Source organism: Chryseotalea sp. WA131a (genome assembly GCA_025370075.1).
Taxonomy (GTDB): Bacteria; Bacteroidota; Bacteroidia; order Cytophagales; family Cyclobacteriaceae; genus ELB16-189.
In genome coordinates, this window is sequence record CP073016.1 from 4,299,900 (window position 1) to 4,320,559 (window position 20,660).

23 protein-coding genes are annotated in these 20,660 nt (G+C 39.8%); 6 read left to right on the top strand and 17 right to left on the bottom strand.

Features of this window, described 5'->3' with window-relative positions; all coding sequences use genetic code 11:
* The first annotated feature begins 25 nt into the window (after positions 1-25).
* Complete coding sequence (locus KA713_19790; protein UXE66651.1) at positions 26-2,440, top strand: ABC transporter permease; 2,415 nt, start codon at positions 26-28, stop codon at positions 2,438-2,440.
* 126 nt (positions 2,441-2,566) lie between these two features.
* On the opposite strand, the gene KA713_19795 is transcribed toward KA713_19790, so the two are convergent.
* The 5 genes from KA713_19795 to KA713_19815 all read right to left on the bottom strand — a co-directional run bounded on the left by KA713_19795 (position 2,567) and on the right by KA713_19815 (position 7,523).
* Complete coding sequence (locus KA713_19795) at positions 2,567-3,322, bottom strand: ABC transporter ATP-binding protein (GenBank protein ID UXE66652.1); 756 nt, start codon at positions 3,320-3,322, stop codon at positions 2,567-2,569.
* Between the two features lie 13 nt (positions 3,323-3,335).
* The gene (locus tag KA713_19800; GenBank protein UXE66653.1) at positions 3,336-4,574 is read right to left on the bottom strand and encodes an ABC transporter permease; all 1,239 of its coding nucleotides are present in this window, start codon (positions 4,572-4,574) and stop codon (positions 3,336-3,338) included.
* A gap of 11 nt (positions 4,575-4,585) precedes the next feature.
* Positions 4,586-5,731, bottom strand: coding sequence for an HlyD family efflux transporter periplasmic adaptor subunit (locus KA713_19805; protein UXE66654.1), 1,146 nt, complete (start codon positions 5,729-5,731; stop codon positions 4,586-4,588).
* A 7-nt stretch (positions 5,732-5,738) separates the two neighbouring features.
* A complete protein-coding gene (locus KA713_19810; GenBank protein ID UXE66655.1) occupies positions 5,739-7,055 on the bottom strand; it encodes a TolC family protein in 1,317 nt (438 codons plus the stop codon).
* An 81-nt stretch (positions 7,056-7,136) separates the two neighbouring features.
* On the bottom strand, positions 7,137-7,523 hold the full coding sequence (locus KA713_19815) for a hypothetical protein (protein ID UXE66656.1): 387 nt from the start codon (positions 7,521-7,523) through the stop codon (positions 7,137-7,139).
* Positions 7,524-7,531: 8 nt separating this feature from the next.
* On the opposite strand from KA713_19815, the gene KA713_19820 reads away from it, so the two are divergent.
* The 3 genes from KA713_19820 to KA713_19830 all read left to right on the top strand — a co-directional run bounded on the left by KA713_19820 (position 7,532) and on the right by KA713_19830 (position 9,622).
* Entirely contained in the window at positions 7,532-7,684 is a 153-nt protein-coding gene (locus KA713_19820) for a hypothetical protein (protein UXE66657.1), read from the top strand.
* A 97-nt stretch (positions 7,685-7,781) separates the two neighbouring features.
* Complete coding sequence (locus tag KA713_19825; GenBank protein ID UXE66658.1) at positions 7,782-8,702, top strand: EcoRV family type II restriction endonuclease; 921 nt, start codon at positions 7,782-7,784, stop codon at positions 8,700-8,702.
* Positions 8,699-9,622, top strand: coding sequence for a Dam family site-specific DNA-(adenine-N6)-methyltransferase (locus KA713_19830; protein UXE66659.1), 924 nt, complete (start codon positions 8,699-8,701; stop codon positions 9,620-9,622). The genes KA713_19825 and KA713_19830 overlap by 4 nt, the downstream gene beginning before the upstream one ends.
* Before the next feature lie 20 nt (positions 9,623-9,642).
* Here the strand turns inward: KA713_19830 and KA713_19835 are convergent, their stop codons facing one another.
* The 6 genes from KA713_19835 to KA713_19860 are packed head-to-tail and all read right to left on the bottom strand — an operon-like array spanning position 9,643 to position 13,931.
* Entirely contained in the window at positions 9,643-10,404 is a 762-nt protein-coding gene (locus KA713_19835; GenBank protein ID UXE66660.1) for a response regulator transcription factor, read from the bottom strand.
* Positions 10,401-11,378: a histidine kinase gene (locus KA713_19840; GenBank protein ID UXE66661.1), complete on the bottom strand. Its 978-nt coding sequence runs from the start codon at positions 11,376-11,378 to the stop codon at positions 10,401-10,403. The genes KA713_19835 and KA713_19840 overlap by 4 nt, the downstream gene beginning before the upstream one ends.
* Positions 11,379-11,411: 33 nt before the next feature.
* Complete coding sequence (locus KA713_19845; GenBank protein ID UXE66662.1) at positions 11,412-12,200, bottom strand: inositol monophosphatase; 789 nt, start codon at positions 12,198-12,200, stop codon at positions 11,412-11,414.
* Positions 12,197-12,967 carry a hypothetical protein gene (locus KA713_19850; protein UXE66663.1) on the bottom strand — a complete coding sequence of 257 codons (771 nt, stop codon included), beginning with the start codon at positions 12,965-12,967 and terminating at the stop codon, positions 12,197-12,199. The genes KA713_19845 and KA713_19850 overlap by 4 nt, the downstream gene beginning before the upstream one ends.
* The gene (gene rsmI / locus KA713_19855; GenBank protein ID UXE69204.1) at positions 12,951-13,640 is read right to left on the bottom strand and encodes a 16S rRNA (cytidine(1402)-2'-O)-methyltransferase; all 690 of its coding nucleotides are present in this window, start codon (positions 13,638-13,640) and stop codon (positions 12,951-12,953) included. Before rsmI ends, KA713_19850 begins: the two co-directional genes overlap by 17 nt.
* A gap of 57 nt (positions 13,641-13,697) precedes the next feature.
* Entirely contained in the window at positions 13,698-13,931 is a 234-nt protein-coding gene (locus KA713_19860; protein ID UXE66664.1) for a 4a-hydroxytetrahydrobiopterin dehydratase, read from the bottom strand.
* 106 nt (positions 13,932-14,037) lie between these two features.
* Between KA713_19860 and KA713_19865 the strand changes: the two genes are divergently transcribed.
* Positions 14,038-14,232: a hypothetical protein gene (locus tag KA713_19865; protein UXE66665.1), complete on the top strand. Its 195-nt coding sequence runs from the start codon at positions 14,038-14,040 to the stop codon at positions 14,230-14,232.
* Positions 14,233-14,280: 48 nt separating this feature from the next.
* On the top strand, positions 14,281-14,487 hold the full coding sequence (locus KA713_19870; protein ID UXE66666.1) for a type II toxin-antitoxin system RelE/ParE family toxin: 207 nt from the start codon (positions 14,281-14,283) through the stop codon (positions 14,485-14,487).
* A 7-nt stretch (positions 14,488-14,494) separates the two neighbouring features.
* On the opposite strand, the gene KA713_19875 is transcribed toward KA713_19870, so the two are convergent.
* From KA713_19875 to KA713_19900, 6 genes are all read right to left on the bottom strand, one after another.
* Complete coding sequence (locus KA713_19875) at positions 14,495-14,758, bottom strand: DUF493 family protein (GenBank protein ID UXE66667.1); 264 nt, start codon at positions 14,756-14,758, stop codon at positions 14,495-14,497.
* A 67-nt stretch (positions 14,759-14,825) separates the two neighbouring features.
* Positions 14,826-16,964, bottom strand: a complete 2,139-nt coding sequence (locus tag KA713_19880) for a peptidylprolyl isomerase (protein ID UXE66668.1) — start codon at positions 16,962-16,964, stop codon at positions 14,826-14,828.
* A gap of 165 nt (positions 16,965-17,129) precedes the next feature.
* A complete protein-coding gene (locus KA713_19885) occupies positions 17,130-18,407 on the bottom strand; it encodes an HlyC/CorC family transporter (GenBank protein UXE66669.1) in 1,278 nt (425 codons plus the stop codon).
* Between the two features lie 2 nt (positions 18,408-18,409).
* Positions 18,410-18,568 carry a hypothetical protein gene (locus KA713_19890; GenBank protein UXE66670.1) on the bottom strand — a complete coding sequence of 53 codons (159 nt, stop codon included), beginning with the start codon at positions 18,566-18,568 and terminating at the stop codon, positions 18,410-18,412.
* Between the two features lie 83 nt (positions 18,569-18,651).
* A complete protein-coding gene (lptC, locus tag KA713_19895; GenBank protein UXE66671.1) occupies positions 18,652-19,179 on the bottom strand; it encodes an LPS export ABC transporter periplasmic protein LptC in 528 nt (175 codons plus the stop codon).
* A gap of 133 nt (positions 19,180-19,312) precedes the next feature.
* The gene (locus KA713_19900; protein UXE66672.1) at positions 19,313-20,659 is read right to left on the bottom strand and encodes a hypothetical protein; all 1,347 of its coding nucleotides are present in this window, start codon (positions 20,657-20,659) and stop codon (positions 19,313-19,315) included.
* Position 20,660: the final 1 nt, after the last annotated feature.

Genomic DNA, 20,660 nt, shown 5'->3' on the forward strand with positions numbered 1-20,660 from the left:
TCTAAAGACTCACAACCGATTTTATATGCTAAAAAATTATTTTACTACTGCTTTGCGAAATCTTTGGAGATCCAAAGGAAGTACCATTATCAATATCTCGGGCTTAACACTAGGCGTGGCCACCAGTTTGATTTTGTTCTTACTGGTACGAAACCAAACAAGTTTTGATAAGTATCATTCTAAGCTAGACAGAATTTATAGAGTGGTGTTGCAATCGGATGGCAACAATGGCAAAAACTATTCCGCAGGTGTGCAACCAGTGTTATGGGAAGCGTTTAAGAACGATTTTCCTGAAGCTGAGGAAGTGGTTTTTACTTCTTATCATGGAAGTGGAAGTTTAGTGACCATTCCACAACCGCAGGGTGAGCCGAAGAAATTTGGTGATGATAACAATTTAGTATTCACCCAACCCGAATTCTTTAAGATATTCGACAGAAAAATTCTAATTGGTGATGTGAATAAAGTATTGAAAGATCCAAACGAAGCGGTTATTTCTAAGAAAGCAGCCATCAACTATTTTGGAAAAGAAGATGCCATTGGTGAAGTGCTCAGTTTTGAAGATAAGGAGTATAAGGTCACTGCTATCATGGAAGATTATCCTGATAACACCGACTTTCCTTTTAACGTAATGCTCTCGTACGTCACCATTAAAAAGGCAAAAGACGAAGTAGGCTGGACGGGTATTTGGAGCGATGAGCATTGTTACTTTCTATTGAAGGAAGGTAGCTCAATTGCCGAAATAGAAAGACGCCTGCCTGATTTTTATAAAAAGCATTTGGGTGAAAAGAATGATGACCATGCTGAGTATCACACGCAGACGCTGGCCAGTATACACCACGATGAGCGATACGGTAATTATACCTACAATACTACCAGCTATGAGAAGATAGCTGCGATGAGCGTGATTGGTATTTTTCTGATTATCACGGCTTGTATCAATTTTATCAATCTGGTAACGGCAGAAGCTATTAAGCGCTCAAAAGAGGTAGGCATTCGCAAAACACTAGGAAGTTCTCGCGGTCAGTTGATTGCCCAGTTTCTAGGTGAGTCTACTCTTGTTACAATTTTTTCTGTGATATTGGCAATAGGGCTAGCGCAGATTGCATTGCCTGGGTTAAATGCTTTTTTGCATGCCAGTTTAAAGATCGACTTTTTGACTGATGGAACGTTTTGGTTATTTCTACCGTGCATAACATTGGTGGTTTCTATTTTATCTGGAATGTATCCCTCGTTCGTAGTTTCTGGTTTTAAGCCTGTGTTTGCCATCAAAAATCAAATTGGAAATAGAAATTCTTCTGGTTTCAATCTTAGACGTGGATTGGTGGTGCTGCAATTCATCATCTCGCAGTTTTTGATTATCGCTACTATTGTAATGGTAACGCAAATGGATTTTTTTAGTAATAAAGATTTAGGCTTTGTTAAAGAAGCGGTTGTTAACATTCCAATTCCAGAAACCGCAAGAGGTGGTTTTGAAGATGGCACGAGTAAAATGAAAACGCTACGCGAAGAGTTGGTTAAACTGCTGGGAATTGAAGATGCAACACTTTGCAATTTTCCACCATCATCGGGAGCCGTGATGTCCACCAATTTTTGGTTGGAAGGGAAAACCGATGACTTCGATGCACAGATGAAGTCGGTCGATGTAAATTACATTCAATTGTACGGAATGAAATTAGTGGCTGGCAAAAATATTGGAGATTCCGATACTGTACAAGGATTTGTAATCAATGAAAAATTGGCGAACATGTTTGGCTACGCTAACCCTACAGATGCTATTGGCCAACGCATGAGGCAGGGTAGTAGAAAGGTTTACTATCCCATTGTGGGCGTGGTTCAAAACTTTCACACAATGTCATTGCACGAGCCTATCGAGCCAACGGTATTGTTAAGTAATGCCAGAAATTTTTCCACGCTATCGATGAAAGTTGATGTTAGAAACTTTAAAGAAACCGTAAAGCAAATTCAACAGAAGTGGGAAGCTACTTATCCCAACCAAATTTTCTCTTATCAATTTTTAGATGAAGAGATAAAAGAGTTCTATGAAAGCGACACAAAGATGTCCACGATGATAACAGTATTCACATCCATTGCTATTTTTATCGGCTGCTTAGGCTTGTTTGGCTTGGCTACTTTTATGGCGAATCAAAAGACAAAGGAAGTGGGCGTGCGCAAAGTATTGGGCGCATCGGTGGAGAGTATCGTACTTCTTTTCTCAAAAGAATATTTAAAACTTATTTTGATTGGTTTTTTATTTGCCGCTCCGCTTGCTTGGTATATAATGAAAAGCTGGCTGGATAACTTTACATATAAAATCGAACTCGGCCCCAGCATATTCTTCATTGGCTTCGGGGTGGCTTTTGTGATTGCGATTTTAACGGTGGGTTACCGTTCGCTGCGCGCTGCGACTGCCAATCCGGTGAAATCTCTCCGGTCTGAATAAATATTGGGGATCAACTATAGAAAACCTTTGGCCTGTTATGCCGAAAGGTTTTCTTCTCTTATCAAATACCTTTCGTGTTTTCAGCCTATCACCAAATAACAGGTCAATCATCCAAATATGCATTTCTCAATCAAAATTCTTCTTGTCGTAGTTTGTAATTTTTCCATCCGCTAACTCAATTGTTCGGTCACTGGCTTTCGCAAAATCATTATCGTGAGTTACGGCTATGATGGTTTGGCCATGATCGTGTGAGATTTGCTTAAAGATGTCAAATGCGATTTGAGTGTTCTTGCTATCTAGGTTTCCAGTGGGTTCATCACACATAATTATTTGCGGATTGTTGATGAGCGACCTGGCAATAGACACGCGCTGTTGTTGACCTCCGCTTAATTTTGATGTCGGTTTTAGTGCTTGATCTTTCAATCCCAGCATTTCCAATTTGTGATAGGCTTGTTCCTCTACTTCTTCATAGGAATGTTTCCCCAGTTTTAAAGCTGGTAGCATTACGTTTTTTAGGCAAGTAAACTCGGGCAGCAAATAATGGAATTGAAATATGAATCCGATACTCTTGTTTCGTAAGGCAGCTAGTTCATCCGTCTTCTTACCCGTGATTTTTTCGTTCTCGATAAACAACTCACCTTCGTAAGTGGTATCCATCGTGCTGAGGCAATACAGCAAAGTAGATTTTCCACTACCGCTTTTTCCTACCAATGTTAGAAACTCTCCTTTGTATGCTTCAAAGCTGATATTATCCAATACTTTGAATTTGACAGGTTCATAAAAATATTTACCTATTCCTTTTGTGCGCAACACTACGTCACGATTTATTGAACCAGCTGTTTTTTCTTGCTCGGTTATATTCAAATTTTCAAATTGATTCATTTTCAAATTGGGTTTATTTTCTAAAAATTTCTACTGGATCTACTTTCGATGCCTTGCGGGCTGGAATGTATCCTGCACCCAATGTTGCCAATATGCCCAGCAGAAAGCTGCTCATAAAAAATTGGGGACTGAAGTAGATAGGGAAGTAGCCAACCGGTGGCCCCATCCAAACGTTTTGCATAATGGCTATCAAAATACCGCCCACTACTAGCCCCATCAAGCAACCCAAAAAGCCCATCACTAATGCCTCTGTTACAAATATTTTGATTACGTCTCCGCCAGAGAAACCGGTCGCTTTTAGAATGGCAATGTCATTTATCTTTTGCATCACAGTCATGTTTAGAATGTTGTAGATTCCAAAAGCAGCTACTACTAGAATAGACAATGATATAGCACCCATCATAGTATTTCGAACCAAGTCGCCAGAAAGGACATCAGCATTAGTTACTTGCCACGGATCTACTTTGTATTCTGTTAGCTGCTGCAAAACTTTTGCGTAATCAGGAGCCGCATCTGGATTAAGTGTATTTGCATAAATAGTGGTTACGTAGGAAGGACCTTCTTTCACAAACTGTTGAGCAGTACTGATGTTGATGTACGATTTTGATTGGTCGGATAGTGCACTGCCTGTACTGAAGATACCTTTTACTTTCAGCGTCTTTGTAATTCCATACGATGATGAGACGGTGATGTTATCATTGAGGCGTACGTTCAGTTTTTCCGCAATGCCCTTGCCAATTACAATGCCGCCAAGATTACCTTGTAGATCTTTGAGGCTGCCACCTACCATATAACTGCTGATGTTAAACATGGCATCTGCTTCTAAAACATTAACTCCATTGGCGGTTCCTTTTAATTGGGATTTTCCATTGTTGTAAAACACATCCACGTTTACTTGAGCGATAGCATGTGTTAAGAAGCCCTGCTTTTTCAGTTTATCAAGTAGACCTTGTGGATTTACAAGCGTTTTGGAGAGTGTGGTAATCTGAGGATTTACGATCGCCACTAACTCATTTTCATTGGAAGACTCCATGAACGGTTTGCTAATCTTGTCCTCCTTATAAATTTTTATGTGGGCTGAGTTCTTAAATATTTCTCCACGAGAATAAACACTAAATCCACCCGACAATGAGTTCATAAAGAGATACACCGCAACACCTAATGTAACGCCTAAGCAGGCCACTAGCGTTTGTTTCTTGCGTGTGAATATGTGCGTGAAAGCTATATCGATGTTTACACTTTTCTTTCTCATAGTTGTATAGTTTATGGTCGCATGCTTGCGCCTACTTCAGACGTATCAAGCTTGTTAGTGGAAATATTTTCTGTAACCAGTACCGTAGCTTCGGTGATGCCGCTCAGAATTTGTACCCAGTAAGTACTCACAAAATTGGTTACCACTTTGGTTGGTTGCTTTTCTCCTTTTATTTGCACTGTGCCATCAAAATTTAGATAGTTTCGAGGGATAAGCAGGGCGTTCTTTTGAAAGCCAACAATGATGTTTGATTGTAACTGCGTTCCGGAAATTTTAAAGTCGAGCGAATCAGTGAATACCAATTTGCAGTAAAAAGATTGCGAAGCCTCGTCAAAGGCAGGATAAACTTCTCCAACTATCGCTTTATACATTTTTTCTTTATCGGTGTTCAATTGAATCAATGCTTCTTGGCCCGTTTTGATTTTGCCAATATTGCTTTCATCTACATTTATTTTAGCGTAGAGGTTGTTCGCATTTCCAATTACTGCTATCACATCACCTTTCCTTACAAAATCGCCTTTCTGCTTCCTTTTTTCATAAACTCGTCCGCTCACCACAGCCCGTATTTCATTGTTTCCAAAAACCACACGGTTCACTTCTTTCAGAGTCTTGTTGTTGATGAGTGATTGCTCGGCCTGTTGCTTTTGTAGCTTGTAATTCTCTTTAGAGCTTTCATAGCTGGCTAGGGAGGTTTGGTATTTCAGTTGTGCGTTTTCAAAATCTACTGGCGCAACACTTTTCGTTTCCAATAGTTTTTTATATCGGTGCCATTGTAGTGAGTCTTGCTGTAGATTGCGCTTAGCTACCACCATCGTGTTTTTTGCTTGCATCAATGCTGGTGCATTGGGCGATAAATTGCTTTGCGCAATGTTGTAGAGTGCGGTACTACTTTCCGTGTTGTATTTATTTTCTTTATTGTCAACAACAGCCAACACACTTCCTTCTTTTACTATATCTCCTTCCTTAAAGTTGATTTGTAACAAGTAGCCATCGGTTTGTGCAGTCAAGTTATACGTGCCTTCAGCCTCCAGCACTCCCGATGCAAATACAGTTTCGGTCACATCCTTGCGAATGGGTTTGGTCTCTTCGCTCCTTTTTCCACAAGCTGCCAATAGCAAGGTGCAGGTGATGATAGTTGTCAATTGTTTCATTTTCATTTTGGCGTTATTTAATAGTGTTGTTGATTTCAATTTTAGCGTCCGCTAGTAAAAGGCTGATCGCAGAAGTAATGAGACTATAGTGACTGTTAACCATCGCATTGAAACTATCCAATGTTCTGTCAGTACTCAGAAGACCTTGTTCATATAAATTTCTGTTTTTGTGGTAGCTGTCGTTTTTTAGTTTATAAATCTCTTTGTTTGTTACAAACTGCGACCACGCTTTATTGTAGTCTGTACTCAACTGTCTATTGTCTAGTTCTGCTTTGACCCGCGCATGTTCAGTATTTTTTTGTGCCAGAAGGTGGTTGTATTTTGCCTCTGCGTTAGCGGATATTCTAGCTGCGCTGAAAGGCAAGGGCATTGCAATTTTAAACCCAATGGCAGTTGCATCATACCATTGCCAATTACTATCAAACAGGCCTGCACTTGTGTTATACTGTGTTAGAGAGTTTGAAAGAAAAAGAGAGAGAGTTGGATGTTTTGAAGACTTGTTTTTTCTAAAGTTGGTAAAAGCTACATTTTCTTTCGCAATCGTGCTGGCCAAATTAAGGTTGTTGAAAACTATTTCTGGAGCTGTTGCGGAGGGCTCAGTTGACACGAGATGACGTATGACAATGGAGTCTTTGTCGGAAATGTCTGCCAGTGCCTTGAGCGTTAAATATTGCTGTTCGATAATAAAAGTAATTTGTTTGGCGTTTTCTTGTGAGTTTAAATAGCTTACTTTGGTTTCATTTACATCTTGCTGTTTTAGAAGGCCTTGGTTGAATTTATTTAACGCTATTTGAAATAGCGTATCACTTACTTTTATGTTTTCCTTTGCGGATTCCAGCTGCTCTTGCAATTGCACAATATTGAAATATGTACTTGCGATGTTATCGTATAGTGTTTTTAGTGTCAGTTTGTTGTCGAAAGCAGTAGCATCAAGGTTTTGTTTGGAAGCCTTTAAATTATGCCAACCTTCCAAATTGAATAGTTTGATCTCCGCATAGTTACTCAACGTTGAATTGTATCGTACGCCTAGCCGTTGCGCTCTAAACTCATTTGCCGGAGCGTTTGGATCACTGAAATTGGCCGGGAAAAGTGTCACAGGTAACGTTAAATTATCAGTATAGCTGAATGATGCGCTTCCATTAGGATCAGGTATACTGGCGATTGCGGCAATCTTTGCTTTTTTTGCTTGATCCATTTTTATCTGACCTGACTGCAATGAAGTGCTTTTGCTATTGGCATATTTGAGAAACGAGTCGAGGTCGTTGAAAACCTGCTGGGCGCTACTGTCTATAAAATTGAGACAGAGCAGTAGAAAGAGTAGTTTTTTCATATTGAAGAATTGATTTGGAGAATTTGAAAATGGGCTAATTTGAAAATGAGAGTAAGACTAAACAGTTTGGCATTTTTAAAGTCATTTTATCCGCACCAGTTGAAGGGTTTTTGTCATCACAAATTTTTTGGCAACAATCTTTAACTTGTCTTGACCACTAAAGCTGATGGTGACGTTTAGCTCCAGTTTTGCATCGGGTGGAGACATCAGGCCTTTGAAGGTTTTGGTAGCCTCATCGAACTTTAATTTTTTCACCAATACCTTTCCGTTAATGGACTCTTTACTTTTGTCGTTGACAGCCTTGGCATAGTAGAGTCCATCTTTGTCTAGGTAAAATTCCATTTGGCGGTCGGGTTGCTCTATATCTTTCCACTGACCAATAATGGAAGACTCGGTTTGTGGAAAGGCCGCAAGCGTGATGAGCGCCAAGGCACAGGTTAGAAGGGTTCGTTTTACATTTTGTGTCATAATTCGTTTTGATTACGGCACAAAAATTCTACAAAGCCATCAGCTACAGAATGAGTTTTTGGGTGAAGTGGACAAAAGGAGAGGTGAAATGGACGGGAGGCGTGTTGCCAGTTGGCTTAAAGCCAGCTATTTTTGAATGGTTTGCGCAAGTTTCGTTGTGAGTTGTTTTGTGTATTTGGTAGTTATACCATATGGTATAAAGGCCCCAACGACCCAAAATTGACTGAGGAAAAAGGACGATTTTTTAGTTACATTTGAATGATGAATTTGAATGCGAGAAAGAAATACAAAGCTGATTTCAAAAAAGAGCTAGACAAGTTTGCTGACAAACTCGAAAAGTACGTTTCGTCTGACGATGGAGACTGGACTATAAAGGGATTTATAGATGTTTATAAGAATGTTTACACGATTTCCTCAGACACCAAAATAGTTTCAAAAATCATTGAAATTCACATCTTTCCCCAAATCCTACAGTTTGCTGACCGAATTGGTTATAAAATTATTCTAGCTGAAAAACAAAATTGGTATCCAGACCTGACATTTGTAAACAAGAAAAAAGAGGAAATAAAGTTTGCTCTCGACATCAAAACAACTTTCAGGCGAAATGATAAAACTGCTGGTTTTACATTGGGGAGTCATGGAGGCTATTTCAAAGAAAGAGATAAAGACAAAAATATCCAGTTCCCTTACAATCAATATACTGGACACTATTGCTTAGGCGTAATATACACACGAACGGATCTTTTGGACGACCTCGCTGAGACTGAAATTTTTCAAGTTGAAGAGCTTCAAGAAGAGTATGATACTCCAAACAGAAAAGTTGGAGAACGTTCGGTAACAACTGTAAAGAATTTAAAATCTATAACATCGGTTATAAAGGACTTTGACGTTTTCGCATCGGAAAAATGGAAAATTGCAAGTGATAAACAAGGTTCAGGAAATACAGCCAATATTGGTTCTGTTGTTGATATTGCTGACTTAAAAAACGGTAGCGGAATTTTTAGTCAATTAGGTGAAGAATGGTTTGACGAGTATTGGATAAATTATGGCTCAGCTACGATGGTAAAGGACGGCAAGCCAATAAAAATCACAACGCTAAAGGATTTCTTGGAGTTTAAAGGTAGAACTGACCTATGGAATAAAATCGTTTCTAAAATTTCTAACAAGAAAAGGAAATGAGAGTAGTTGTTCCACCAATAAAAAGTCAAGGCATAAAAACCAAGTTAGTACCTTGGATTATGGAACTTGCTCCAAAGGTTAAGGGTAAATGGATTGAGCCATTTCTTGGAACAGGTGTAGTTGCCTTCAATTCAGGATACAAAAAAGCAATCTTAAATGACACGAATCCACACATCATAAACTTCTATAAAGGCATACAGCAAAGGACAATTACTGCACCTTTAATGAAACATTATCTTGAGAGGGAAGGTGAGCTTTTAAGCAAAGCTGATAACAATGGGTACGAACATTATTTGAAAGTGAGAGCCCGTTTTAATAGTGGAGAATTTTCACCTTACGATTTTATCTTTCTTTCCCGTTCTGGCTTTAATGGAATGATGCGATTTGGTAGTAAAGGGAATTGGAATATCCCATTTTGTAAAAAGCCCGATAGGTTTGCGCAAGCATACACAACTAAAATAACAAATCAAGTTTCAATAGTTTCAAAAATCATACAATCTGAACCAAGCTGGACGTTTCACAATAGACAGTTCTCAGAGATTATCCCGTTGGCGACAGAGAACGATATAATTTATTGTGACCCTCCATATTTCGGTAGACATGTTGACTATTATAATGGTTGGACAGAGAAGGACGAAGAGCTTTTATTTAATTTGCTTTCTGAAACAAAAGCAAAATTTATTCTTTCAACATGGCATCACAACGACTGGAGAGAGAACGAAATGATTAAACGATTTTGGGGTAAATTCAACATTGTGACCAAAGACCATTTTTATCATAACGGAGGTAACATCGAAAACAGACGGACAGTTGTTGAAGCCCTTGTTTGTAATTTCGACACCGACAACTTTAAGTTGCATAATCACGGTGCGACTGAGAAAGTTAAAGTACAGCAATTAGAACTTCAGCTTGTAAGTTGAGAAAGCACTGGAACTAGCCGTTAGTTTTCCGCCAACCACTCCAAAAATTCTGTCACTTTTAATTTGCCTATTTGTATTTCTTCCTTGAACGGAACGATAAGGTTGACTGTAATCTTCCGATTGAAAGAATGAGCTGCGTCTTTCACCGCTTTACGATTGATCAAAAACTGACGATTGGCGCGAAAGAAATTTTGTGAAAAGGTTGATTCCAATTTATCCATTTTTTCGTTGACCAAAAACTTTTTTTGTTCGAAGGTGAAAGCATAGGTGTTCTCGTTTTCAATAAAGAACAAGGCAACGCTCGCGCCATCCAATGGAATAATCTTATCGCCTTGATAAATAACAACGGAGGGACTTTTTTTATAAATGCTTTTCTCTAATTCCTTTAGCAGGTTTGAAAAATCAGGAGAAGGTTTCGCCAACGTGGTTTTTAACTTTTGATATTTTTCCAACGCCTTTGTCACCGTGGCTTTGCTAAATGGCTTTAGCAGATAATCAATGCCGGCAGTTTTAAATGCTTCCAGCGCGTACTCGTTAAAAGCTGTACAAAAAATAATAGGTGCGTGATTGTTTACAGATTCATAAATTTTAAAACTTAGCCCATCGCCCAACTGAATGTCCGAGAAAATTAAGTCAATGGGCGGATTGGATTGAAAGTACTCAATTCCATCCTCCACCGAGTGAATCATTTTCACAATTTCCGCATCAGGCTCAATTGCCTGAATGGTCTTTGCTAAATCTTTAGCGGTAGGTTTTTCGTCTTCAACAATTACAATCTTCATGCAATCAAAGAGAGGGTGACGGAAAATGAATCTTCGGTTTCAGTAATTTGGATTTCTTTGCCAGTAATAAGTTTGTGCCGTTGGTTTAAATTGGCTAATCCTAAACCGCTTCGTTCGGTTACTTTGATGGATACCTTGTTGTTTTGTATTTTCAATTGGTTGTTGAAGTAATCAATGCGAATGTTCAATGGTTTTTTTTCTGTAAAGTAATTGTGTTTAAAAGCATTTTCAACTAATGTTTGAATGGAGTACACAGGTACTTTACAATTCAATGCCTCACTTGGAATAGAAGTGGAGAATGTAAAAGTATTTTCAAATCTTACTTTTTGTAATTCAATATAACCCGTTGTAAATTCTAATTCTTCACTCAAACTCACCAGCGTTTGTGCAGATGCTCTTGCCGAATACCTTAGAAAGTCTGAGAGTTTTATAGAATAATCTTCAGCTGTATCGGGCCTTTCTTTAATGAGTGATTTCAAAACACTTAATGCATTAAATAAAAAATGGGGGTGCAATTGGCGGAGCAATAGTTGTTTTTGTGCTTCGCTGTTCTGAAATTTCAGTTCCCGGTTTTCAATTTCTGCCACATTTTTCTTGAAGGCATTCTCTACTGAATTGCAGAGAAGGATGATGACGGCATTAAAGCTAATGGATATAAGTATGGGATAGCTAAGGTATTTTTCTGCAAGATCTTGCTTAATGGTGATGAAATCACTAATGAAGAATAAGGCAAGCTGAAATAACAATTGGAATAGATAGCTGAGAGAGTATCGCTTCCATTTTTCGAGATGCTGCAGTTGCAGCGTAATAAGAATATTGATAGACCATACAATGGAAATATTTACAAACATTCCGAGGATGAGGGTGGGCAGTTCTGGCCTAGGTGTCACTTCGAAAATTAGTACGGGTGACAATGCATAGATTGCCAGAATAGGTGTAGACAAGATTGCGTATCGCAGTAGACCCCTTTTCATTTGTGAGGATTTTTCTAAATTCTTATAAAGCACTCACCACTTGTCCTTAATCACCTTTAACATCTCTTCATGGACACCTCCTGCTGCACACAACTCTCCCCCAAACAAAAAATTATTTCCCCCAGAAAAATCAGTCACTTTTCCTCCGGCTTGCTGAAGAATGAATGCGCCACCGGCTACATCCCATGGCTTTAAATTGTACTCAAAGAAACCTTCCATTCTTCCACAAGCAACGTAAGCCAAGTCAATCGCAGCGCTGCCCAATCTGCGAATGCCGTGGGTTTGTTCCAAAAATAGTTTAATGATTTCTAAGTAATTATCTTTTTTCTCAGTATGATAGTACGGAAAACCAGTAGCCAATAAACTTTCTTGTAAAGTTTTTATAGGCGAGATGGAAATTTCTTTTTTGTTGCAATAGGCCTTCCCGCCTTCAATGGCATGGAAACATTCTTGATGGCTTACCTCATATACAATACCGAGGACGATTTCCTTTTTTCGCAACAGCCCAATGCTGATGGCATAGATGGGCAAGCCGTGTAAGTAATTGGTGGTGCCATCCAATGGGTCGATAATCCATTGATACTCATTTGTGCCTTGGGTATCGGTTCCCTCTTCGCCTAAAAAACCTGAACCGGGCAGAATAGCACTTAGTCCCTTCACCAATCTACTTTCACATTCCTTATCTACATAGGAAACCAAGTTGCTGAAACTTCCCTTTTGCTCAATTTTGGAGCGGTCAAAATTTTCACTTTCCGTTCGCATAAAATGAGCTACCTCTTCACATAGTTCAATAGTCTGTTTTTCAATGTGAGCTAAGTTCATTTTTTCTTTGTTTGGGTTTTTACAAACGACAATAATAAAATCACAACCGAAATCCACGCGCCCGTGCGGCTCACCAGTTCGCCATGCTTTGCGTAGGTACCAGTCACTTCGGCATGACTATACAACGCAATCATTTGCTCATGGTTGATGCCATCTGCCTTTAAATAATAATAGGAGTATACCACTGGGGCAATTAACGTAATAAGAGTTGCCACCAGCCAATAGATATTAAAGCCAGCGCGAAAGAAAGAAAAGTAGGCTAGCAGGTTCACAATTAAAATCCATAGCGTGATTCCAAGAAAGCCCGTATGCAACGTCCACCGAGTGTAATTGGAATGCGAACTCATTACTTCAGAAAGAAAGATGCTGTTACCTCTCCAAGGAAGTTTAAGCAGTAGGTATTCCAATCCAGCCCAAAAAAACAGAATAGTGAATTTTCCCAATCGCTCACCAAGTTGTTGATGGGCGAATGTGTATCCCAAAAAAGCCATTGCAAAAATAATGGCCTGCACGATTGATTTTATAATGGAATGGCCTTCGAATCCATTCGCTGCAAAGAATGATACGAACAAAGCCAATAATATGAATTCAATGTTTGTCCAGTAAGAGTGTTCTTGCTTTGTTTGGTCAACAATGGCAAACAGGGGAGCAAACCCAAAAAAAATCAATAATGGAAAAGGCTTCATCAACCATCCTCCACTGAGCATCGCGGCACTGATGAGGAATAAAACCCACGGTGCGATTGCTGCATTATTCTTTTTTACCATCGATGACGATTACAATTTCTCCTTTTGCTTCCTTTGACTTAAAATGTTCTAGCACTTCTTGTACCGTTCCTGTTTTCGTTTCTTCATAGAGCTTGGTCAACTCGCGCGAAACAGAGACCATTCGTTCACCACCAAAAAATTCTACGATTTGTTCCAATGCTTTTACCAACCGATGGGGCGACTCATATAAAATAATCGTGCGGTCTTCCTCTGCTAATTTTTTTAATAGTGTTTGTCTGCCTTTTTTGTGAGGAAGAAATCCCTCAAATACAAAGCGGTCGGTGGGAAAACCTGAGTTGACCAAAGCAGGTATCAATGCCGTGGCACCCGGTAAACTCTCTACCTTCAACCCCGACTTCAAACATTCGCGCACCAAAAGAAATCCTGGGTCGGAAATGCCGGGCGTGCCTGCATCGGTTATCAGTGCCATGGTTTCACTATCCTGCATTCTTTTGATTAGGCCGCCTAATGTTTTGTGTTCATTAAAAATATGAAAACTCTGTAACGGTTTAGCGATTTCGTAGTGTTTAAGTAGTGTGCCTGAAGTGCGGGTGTCCTCAGCTAAAATCACATTCACCGATTTCAAAACTTCCAACCCGCGCAGCGTGATGTCACCCAAATTGCCGATGGGGGTAGGAACGAGATAGAGAGAAGTTTTTGACACCGAATTAATTTGAAAATTAATTAATTTGAAAATTTGAAGATGTGATAATTTGAAAATAGTAACGCCTTACATTTTAACTTCATCGATGGCTTTGGCCAATGCATGGTCTTTGTCTGTAACAATATCTCCTGCATCATGAGTGTTTAGTTCAATGGTAACCGTATTGTAAACATTCGTCCAAAATGGGTGGTGATTTTGTTTCTCGGCTAGCAGGGCAACTTTCGTCATAAAGCCAAAGGCTTCTACAAAATTGCTGAACTTGAAAGTTTTGATGAGACGGTTGTTTTCTTCTTTCCACATATAAATCCTTGAATTTAATTTCGAAGGTAAGTAAAATTCAATTTATCGATTGTTCTTAATAATACCTTTCACAAAAAAGCTGTAAATTGAAAATTAATTGTACTTTATGAAAGGGGTTAATTATATAACAGATCAAAACCATAAGCGAAAAGCTGTTGTCATCGACTTGAAAACAATTCAAGAGGATGAAGAATCGATCCATGAACTTATCGATACATTATCGGTAGAATCCAGAAAGAACGATGAATTGATTGATTGGGAATTGGCCAAAAAGCAACTAAAAAAAGCTGGTAGATTGTGAGCTACCAACTTAAAATTCGAAAGCAGGATTTGAAGGAACTTTGTTGAGTTGCCCAAGCAAGCGAGTATAAAATTAACGCAGGCCATCGATTCATTGGCAAATAACCCAAGGCCTATTGGGTGTAAAAAATTGAAAGGAGAGAAGGAGTATTTATGGAGAATCAGAGTGGGAGATTATAGGGTGATCTATCAAATTGAAGATGTTGTGAAGATTGTGGAGATTCGTAAAATCGGAAACAGGAAAGATATCTACTAGAGACCAGCTATAATGCAATTATCCCCTCAATCTTAGCTGCCGCTATATACACATCAAGCACGGCATCGGTGGAGGGCATCATCATCTGCACGGTAATGCTGGTGTAATTTCCGTTTTTAGAAGCACGTTGTGTATGATCATGATTAGGAAACAAGTCAATGACTTCATGCTCTTTTCCTTTCGGTACAATAAACTTAAACGTGTACAATTCAGGCCACGCGTGGTGCTGGTCTAATTTTTCCCTCAACGATTTTGTCCACTCAGGATACATACCGGTTAGAAATAGAAAAGTCTTGCTAACGTGATTGTCAACAAGACTTTTATTGGAGTTTTATTGACTAAAAAAACTTATAACGCTGGTCTTCGATTTTAGCTGCCTCTTTGATGGCTTGCGCAATACCGAAGCTAGATTTTCCATTCAAGCCTTGGAGCAATTGATTTTTGAACATGGTATAATCGCCAATTTCAGGTGCAATGGTTTTATTTTGTGTCTCTACAATCAATACACCGTTCTCACCTGCAAATGGTTTGCTACGCTTTCCGCTTTCTAAAGAGAAGGCAACGCCCACCGCTTTTGGCTCGATGCCCACCGAAGCCAATGAATTTGAATTCAACTTGATATCGCTGGCAGAATTTACAGAAGCATCTTTACCGTAGGCAGCGGCTATCTCTTCCAATGTTCCTTTTTGGGCAGTTAACTTTTCAATAATTTTTTCGCCTTTTACCTGGTTCTTTACTATAGGCGTAATTTCTTCTTTCACTTTTTCGAATGGCTTAAAACCCTCGTCCATTTTTCCTGTCATGATGGCCACCACATACGTATCATCCAAATCAAATACATCCGATATTTTGTCCACTTTGCCATCGCGATAAAGCCATGTGATCATTTGACGAGCATCTCCCAAATTGCCGATCCTGCGCTCAGATGAACTCAGGTCGTTGGCCTCTTGCACAAACAAGTTTTCTTTTTTGGCTTTTTCTTTGAACTCGTTTACGTTGGCAATCTGTGCCAGAAAATTTTGGGCTTTCAAATAGGCTGCATTTTGCGTGTCATCGCTTGGCGTAATTTGCAACTCAATGGTGGCCACCGAGTAGGTAGCATTTTCTTTTACGCTGGTTACTTCAATGATATGATAACCATATTGTGTTTCGACTAAATCACCTATCAGGCCAGTTTTCTTTGCATCGAATACAGCTTTTTCAAAAGGCTTTACCATTTGTCCTTTTGGAAACCAAGGCAGTTCTCCGCCACGATTGGAATTAGACTTATCAGCACTAAACTCACGCGCCTTATCAGAAAAGCTAGCACCGCCTTTAAGGTCAGCCAATACCTTCCTTGCTTTCTCTTTTGCTGCTTTCTTTCCGGCATCTGTTTCATCATCCCATTTAACTAAGATATGATTTGCCTTGGCGAAATAAGTGGTATCGCTACCAATCTTTACAATCTTCACTACTTTGTATGCTCCGTTGTCTAAGTATGGGCCCATTACATTTCCAACCACAAGCTTTGAAGGCTCATTAAGACCAGCAGGTAATGTAGAAGCATTAAACTTTGTGAAGGCCTCTTTGCTGTCGCTATTGGAAATCGCAAAGGTTGAATCATCGGTAACGGTTTTGAACTCATTCGCAAAACGTTGTGCCTCGGTCAATAAGTTAGCAGAATCGGCAGACGATGCTACTACTGGAAATCCAACATAGCTCAAGCTTCGAGTTTCAGATGTCTTGAAGCGCTCTTTGTTTTTAGAATAGTAATCGCGCAACTGGCTATCGGTTGGCGTTACAACCGTATCGCTGATAGCATAGAAGGGCACGTACAAATATTTGGCTTCGGCTACATCGTTTTGCAAATGATAATCTCTTTCAGCCTCCGCGTTGGTAACGTAATTGGTTTTGATCAACAGATTTTCATACTTAATCCGCTCGCGGCCTGAGAACAAACTTTTTTTGAATGACTCCCATTGATATTTTCTATTATTGAACATGGCGTTCATTCTTGGTTCTATTGGAGCTGGTCCATCTAATTCCGTAATAAATCTACTAAGGCCTTGTCGGTCAAAATTTCCAGCTGAATCCAAGAAAGACTGCTTTACATTTTCATCGATATTTTTTCCGAAAATCATATCCGATTTCTCAGAGCCAGAAACTTCCACACCCAGTTTTTCGAATTCAGGCTTAATACCGTGTTTAAGAACTAAGAGCTCCCAAGCTTGCATTTGTAACGTAGGCCTTTCTTTCTCTCCAGGCTGGCGTCCGGTGCTTAGCTGATAGTTATTTTCTTGTTCTTGCACCAAGTTCTGATACTCTTCACGAGATATGCTAGTACCACCAATTTCGCCAACGGAGTCATCTTTTGTATTAAAAATGGAACGTGGACCGTTTCCAAAAAGATCGTTTAAGATAAATGAAAGAATGGCGATGGCCACAAAGCCCACAACCCATTTGGTCATCTTTTCGCGTAAAGTTCCAATCAATGCCATAATTAAAAATGCTTATAAGATTTGCTAACAGTTAATTTAGTTGGTAAGGCCAACTTGCCCATTTTAAAGAACGGCAAATTTAGTTTGTTATATCAATTCGCCAAAGGCGTACTGGTAAATAATGGTATTGATTATCAGGGTTTTAGATGAGCCAATGACCCCGCTTTAGGCTTCTGGGCTTGCAACCGCCAATTTCACGGTATCGATGCGTTTGTTTTCTGTTTTTTCGATCGTAAACGAATGCCCTTCAATCATAATGGTGTCGCCTTGCTTGGGAAAATCTTCGGTGTAGGCCAAAATCAGTCCAGCCAGCGTTTCATACTCCCCAGTGGGCAAATTGATTTTGAATTTTTCGTTTAGATAATCGACTTCCAATCGCGCGCTGAAGCGATAGAGATTATCTTCTATTTTGATCTCTACCAAATCATCGTTGTCGTGTTCGTCTTCAATCTCACCAAAAATTTCTTCAATCACATCTTCCATGCTCACAATGCCCGAAGTGCCACCAAACTCATCCACCACCAACGCCACGCTTTTTCGTTCTTTTATCAATTGAACCATCAAGTCGTTGGCCAACATGGTTTCTTGCACCAGTGGGATGGGAGTTAAAATATCTTCAATACGTTGCGGCTTTTTAAACAGTGCAGCCGAATGGCAGTAGCCGATTACATCTTCAATGGATTCTTTGTAGATCAAAATTTTGGAGTGGCCACTTTGGATAAATGTTTCTTTTAATTTTTCAATCCCATCTTCTACACTGATGGCTGTTACTTCCGTGCGCGGGATCATGCAATCGCGTATGCGCACCGTTTTAAATTCCATGGCGTTGGTCAATATCTTTTTATCCAACTCAATTTCTTCGTCTTCGTGCCGCACCTTCATCATGTTTTTGAGGTAATGATTCAAATCCGTGAGCCCGAAAATCGGTTTCTCTTCGGAGTATTCAATGCGCAACACATGAATGATGGTTTGTTTCGAAAGATAAACGATGGAGAAAGTAAGTGGTGCCAATAAAACGTAGATGATGCGAAACGGAATCGCCAAGGCTGCCAGCATGGCGTTGGGGTTGATGAGGAATAAACTTTTGGGCAAAAACTCTGCAGTGAACAGAATAAATAAGGTGGAGATCAACGTTTGAAAAACGAGAACAAAAATTTCATCGTTTATGCCGGATGGTAAGTTAGCGGTTAGCCACGGCTCAATGAGCTGCGCCATATAAATGCCGAAAAGCACCAGTGCCAGGGTGTTGCCAATAAGCGTTGTGCCAATAAAGGTGGAAGGGTTTTTCATGAACTTTGACATGATGGTGCCCCACAGCACACCTTGTTTGGCTTGCAACTCAATCTGCAGTTTATTGGCTGATAGAAACGCGATCTCGATCCCCGAGAAGAAAAAGGAAAAGACCAGCGTGGTAAAAATCATGAGATAGGCTCCGGAGTCCATGCTTATTTTTTCTTTTTGCGATAGTTGTAGAAGAAAAACAATCCGAGCGAAAGCATGACTGCCCAATAGGCCTCTCCAAATCCAAACTTCATTGCTTCATAAATGGCGATGATGGCGAAACCTGCTGCCAACGATAACAGCACTATATCAATTAATTTCATTCGCGACAAAGATACGAAATTGCAAGTTAGTAGCGGGTTGTTGGTAGTTGGTTTCCCAATCCCCAATGCCCAATACCGAATAATTACTGCTCCTTCACTTCCATCTGCCCTTTGGGGTTTTTCAAGGTGTAGGTAGACATATCTTGAGCTGCTTCTAGTCCAGTGCCGTAGGCCACATCGTTGTCATCTTTGATGGTCACAAATTTATCGGTGAAGATGCGCTGTGTGTCGGGCTTCCAAAACAATTCTTCAGTGTTTAGCTGTTGATTTTTTTGCATGTTTTTAACCACCACATCGCCACGGCCGCGCCATTTGTTTTCAACTTTAAAGTAAAAAGCTGAGTTTGCCCGCAAAGTAGAAGAAACGATGCCTACCGAATCAAAAAATTCAATGTACACACCTTCTGGAAATTCGCGATCGCCATTTTGAAATTCCAAAACTTTCTTGGCTTTTAGGAAGGCTTTTACTTTATCTTTTTCGGTGGTGTAAGTAGTAAAATCATACGCCTGCCGCAAGGGACCTTCATACACTTGGGGAAGCTGTTTTTCTTTTTTGCCACAGGCGGCAAAAAGAAAAAGGCAAACGGCTAGTTTAAAAAACACTTCCCGCATAATGGTAACTGGTTTTCTTTTTTTTTTGATTGGAGAGTACATCAAAGATAAGGCCTATCCAAGTAGTTTTAAAATGACTCTAAAAAAAAGAAGGCTGACTTTTCAGCCAGCCTTCGTAGAGAAATTACTTTAATTATTCTTTTCCGCGGGTGCGAAGCGTTACCGTTTCGCCTACCCAGCAACTGATGGTTTTTTTCTCGCCTTCTTTCCAGTTCAATTCAAACAACTCGGTAACGGAAGGGAACTGAGCACGAGCGGATGCCATTTTTTGTTGATTGCCAGCACGTGCATACATATCGTAAGCAGCTATGTAAATCAAACGGTCTTCTGCTTTGCTCACGCGCTTGCAGCACTCATCGCACGCATTCATGTACAAGTCACCAATTTTTTCAAAAGAGTCTTTGTTGGCAGGGTTAGCTGCTCCGGCCTGTCTAAACAACTCGCGCGCTCCTCTTGAATTATTCTTTTTGGCTTCTACAGCACCTAATAAAATCAAGATATCTGCTTTATCGTCTGGTAATGTACACAAGGTTTGCGCTTCTTTGAAGAAACCTTCTGCTTTTGCTAAATCGGTAGCGATAAAACGTTTACCCAAGTTCTTTGCCAAACCGCAATCTTTTTCTGTTTCGTGTATTACTAAGGCAGCGTCTAACCAAAGTGGGTCATCGGCACAATTACCTTCCAGCATAAACTTGAAAATTTTCTTTGCTAAGGCTAAATCTTTTGGATTGGCTCTGAATTTTGGCTCTAAGTTTTTCTTTACAAAATTACAATCCACTTTCACCATTTTGATCAGCTTATCATCGATGTTGGCTTTGATTTTTTTGTATTTGTCAACATCCGCTGTTTTGCCTTCTTGCTGCACTTTTGCAATTTTGGCATCAATGACAGCCATCAATTTATCGTAGCGAGTTAAGATTTGCTCGTCAGTTAATGAACCTTTGAAAGCGATGAAGTTGACATAGATAACAGAAATGTAAGCTTCCAATAAATTATCGTTCACATTGTTGCCACTGATTTCATACACGCGGTCGAACATCGCTAACAATTCTTGCGCTTTTTCTTTGTTGTTGATGTTGTGTTTTACATTGGCACCGGCCTTACGGTTCAAAACGTTCACTTCATCTCCACAATTTTGCAGACGCAAATCGTAAATGATCATCAGCGAATCGATGAATATCTTCTTTTTTGCAGGATCTTTTTCGGCTGTGGCCAAGCCATCATAGATGGTAGCAGCATCCACATAAAGTTTGGTATTCCACTTCGGTGCATTGATCAACATCCACCGAACAGCGCCTGTTACGTTATTATTGAATGATGCTGGGCCTTGTTTTACTGCATCACTGAATACAGCTACTTTTTCTTCAGCAGTTTTTTTATCCTCAGGCCATGTTTGTTGTTTACATTGTGCAAAAGCCGCAGAAATGGTGAGCGCTAGAGCAAAGCCTAGCAGAGTTACTTGTTTCAAATTCATGTTCATT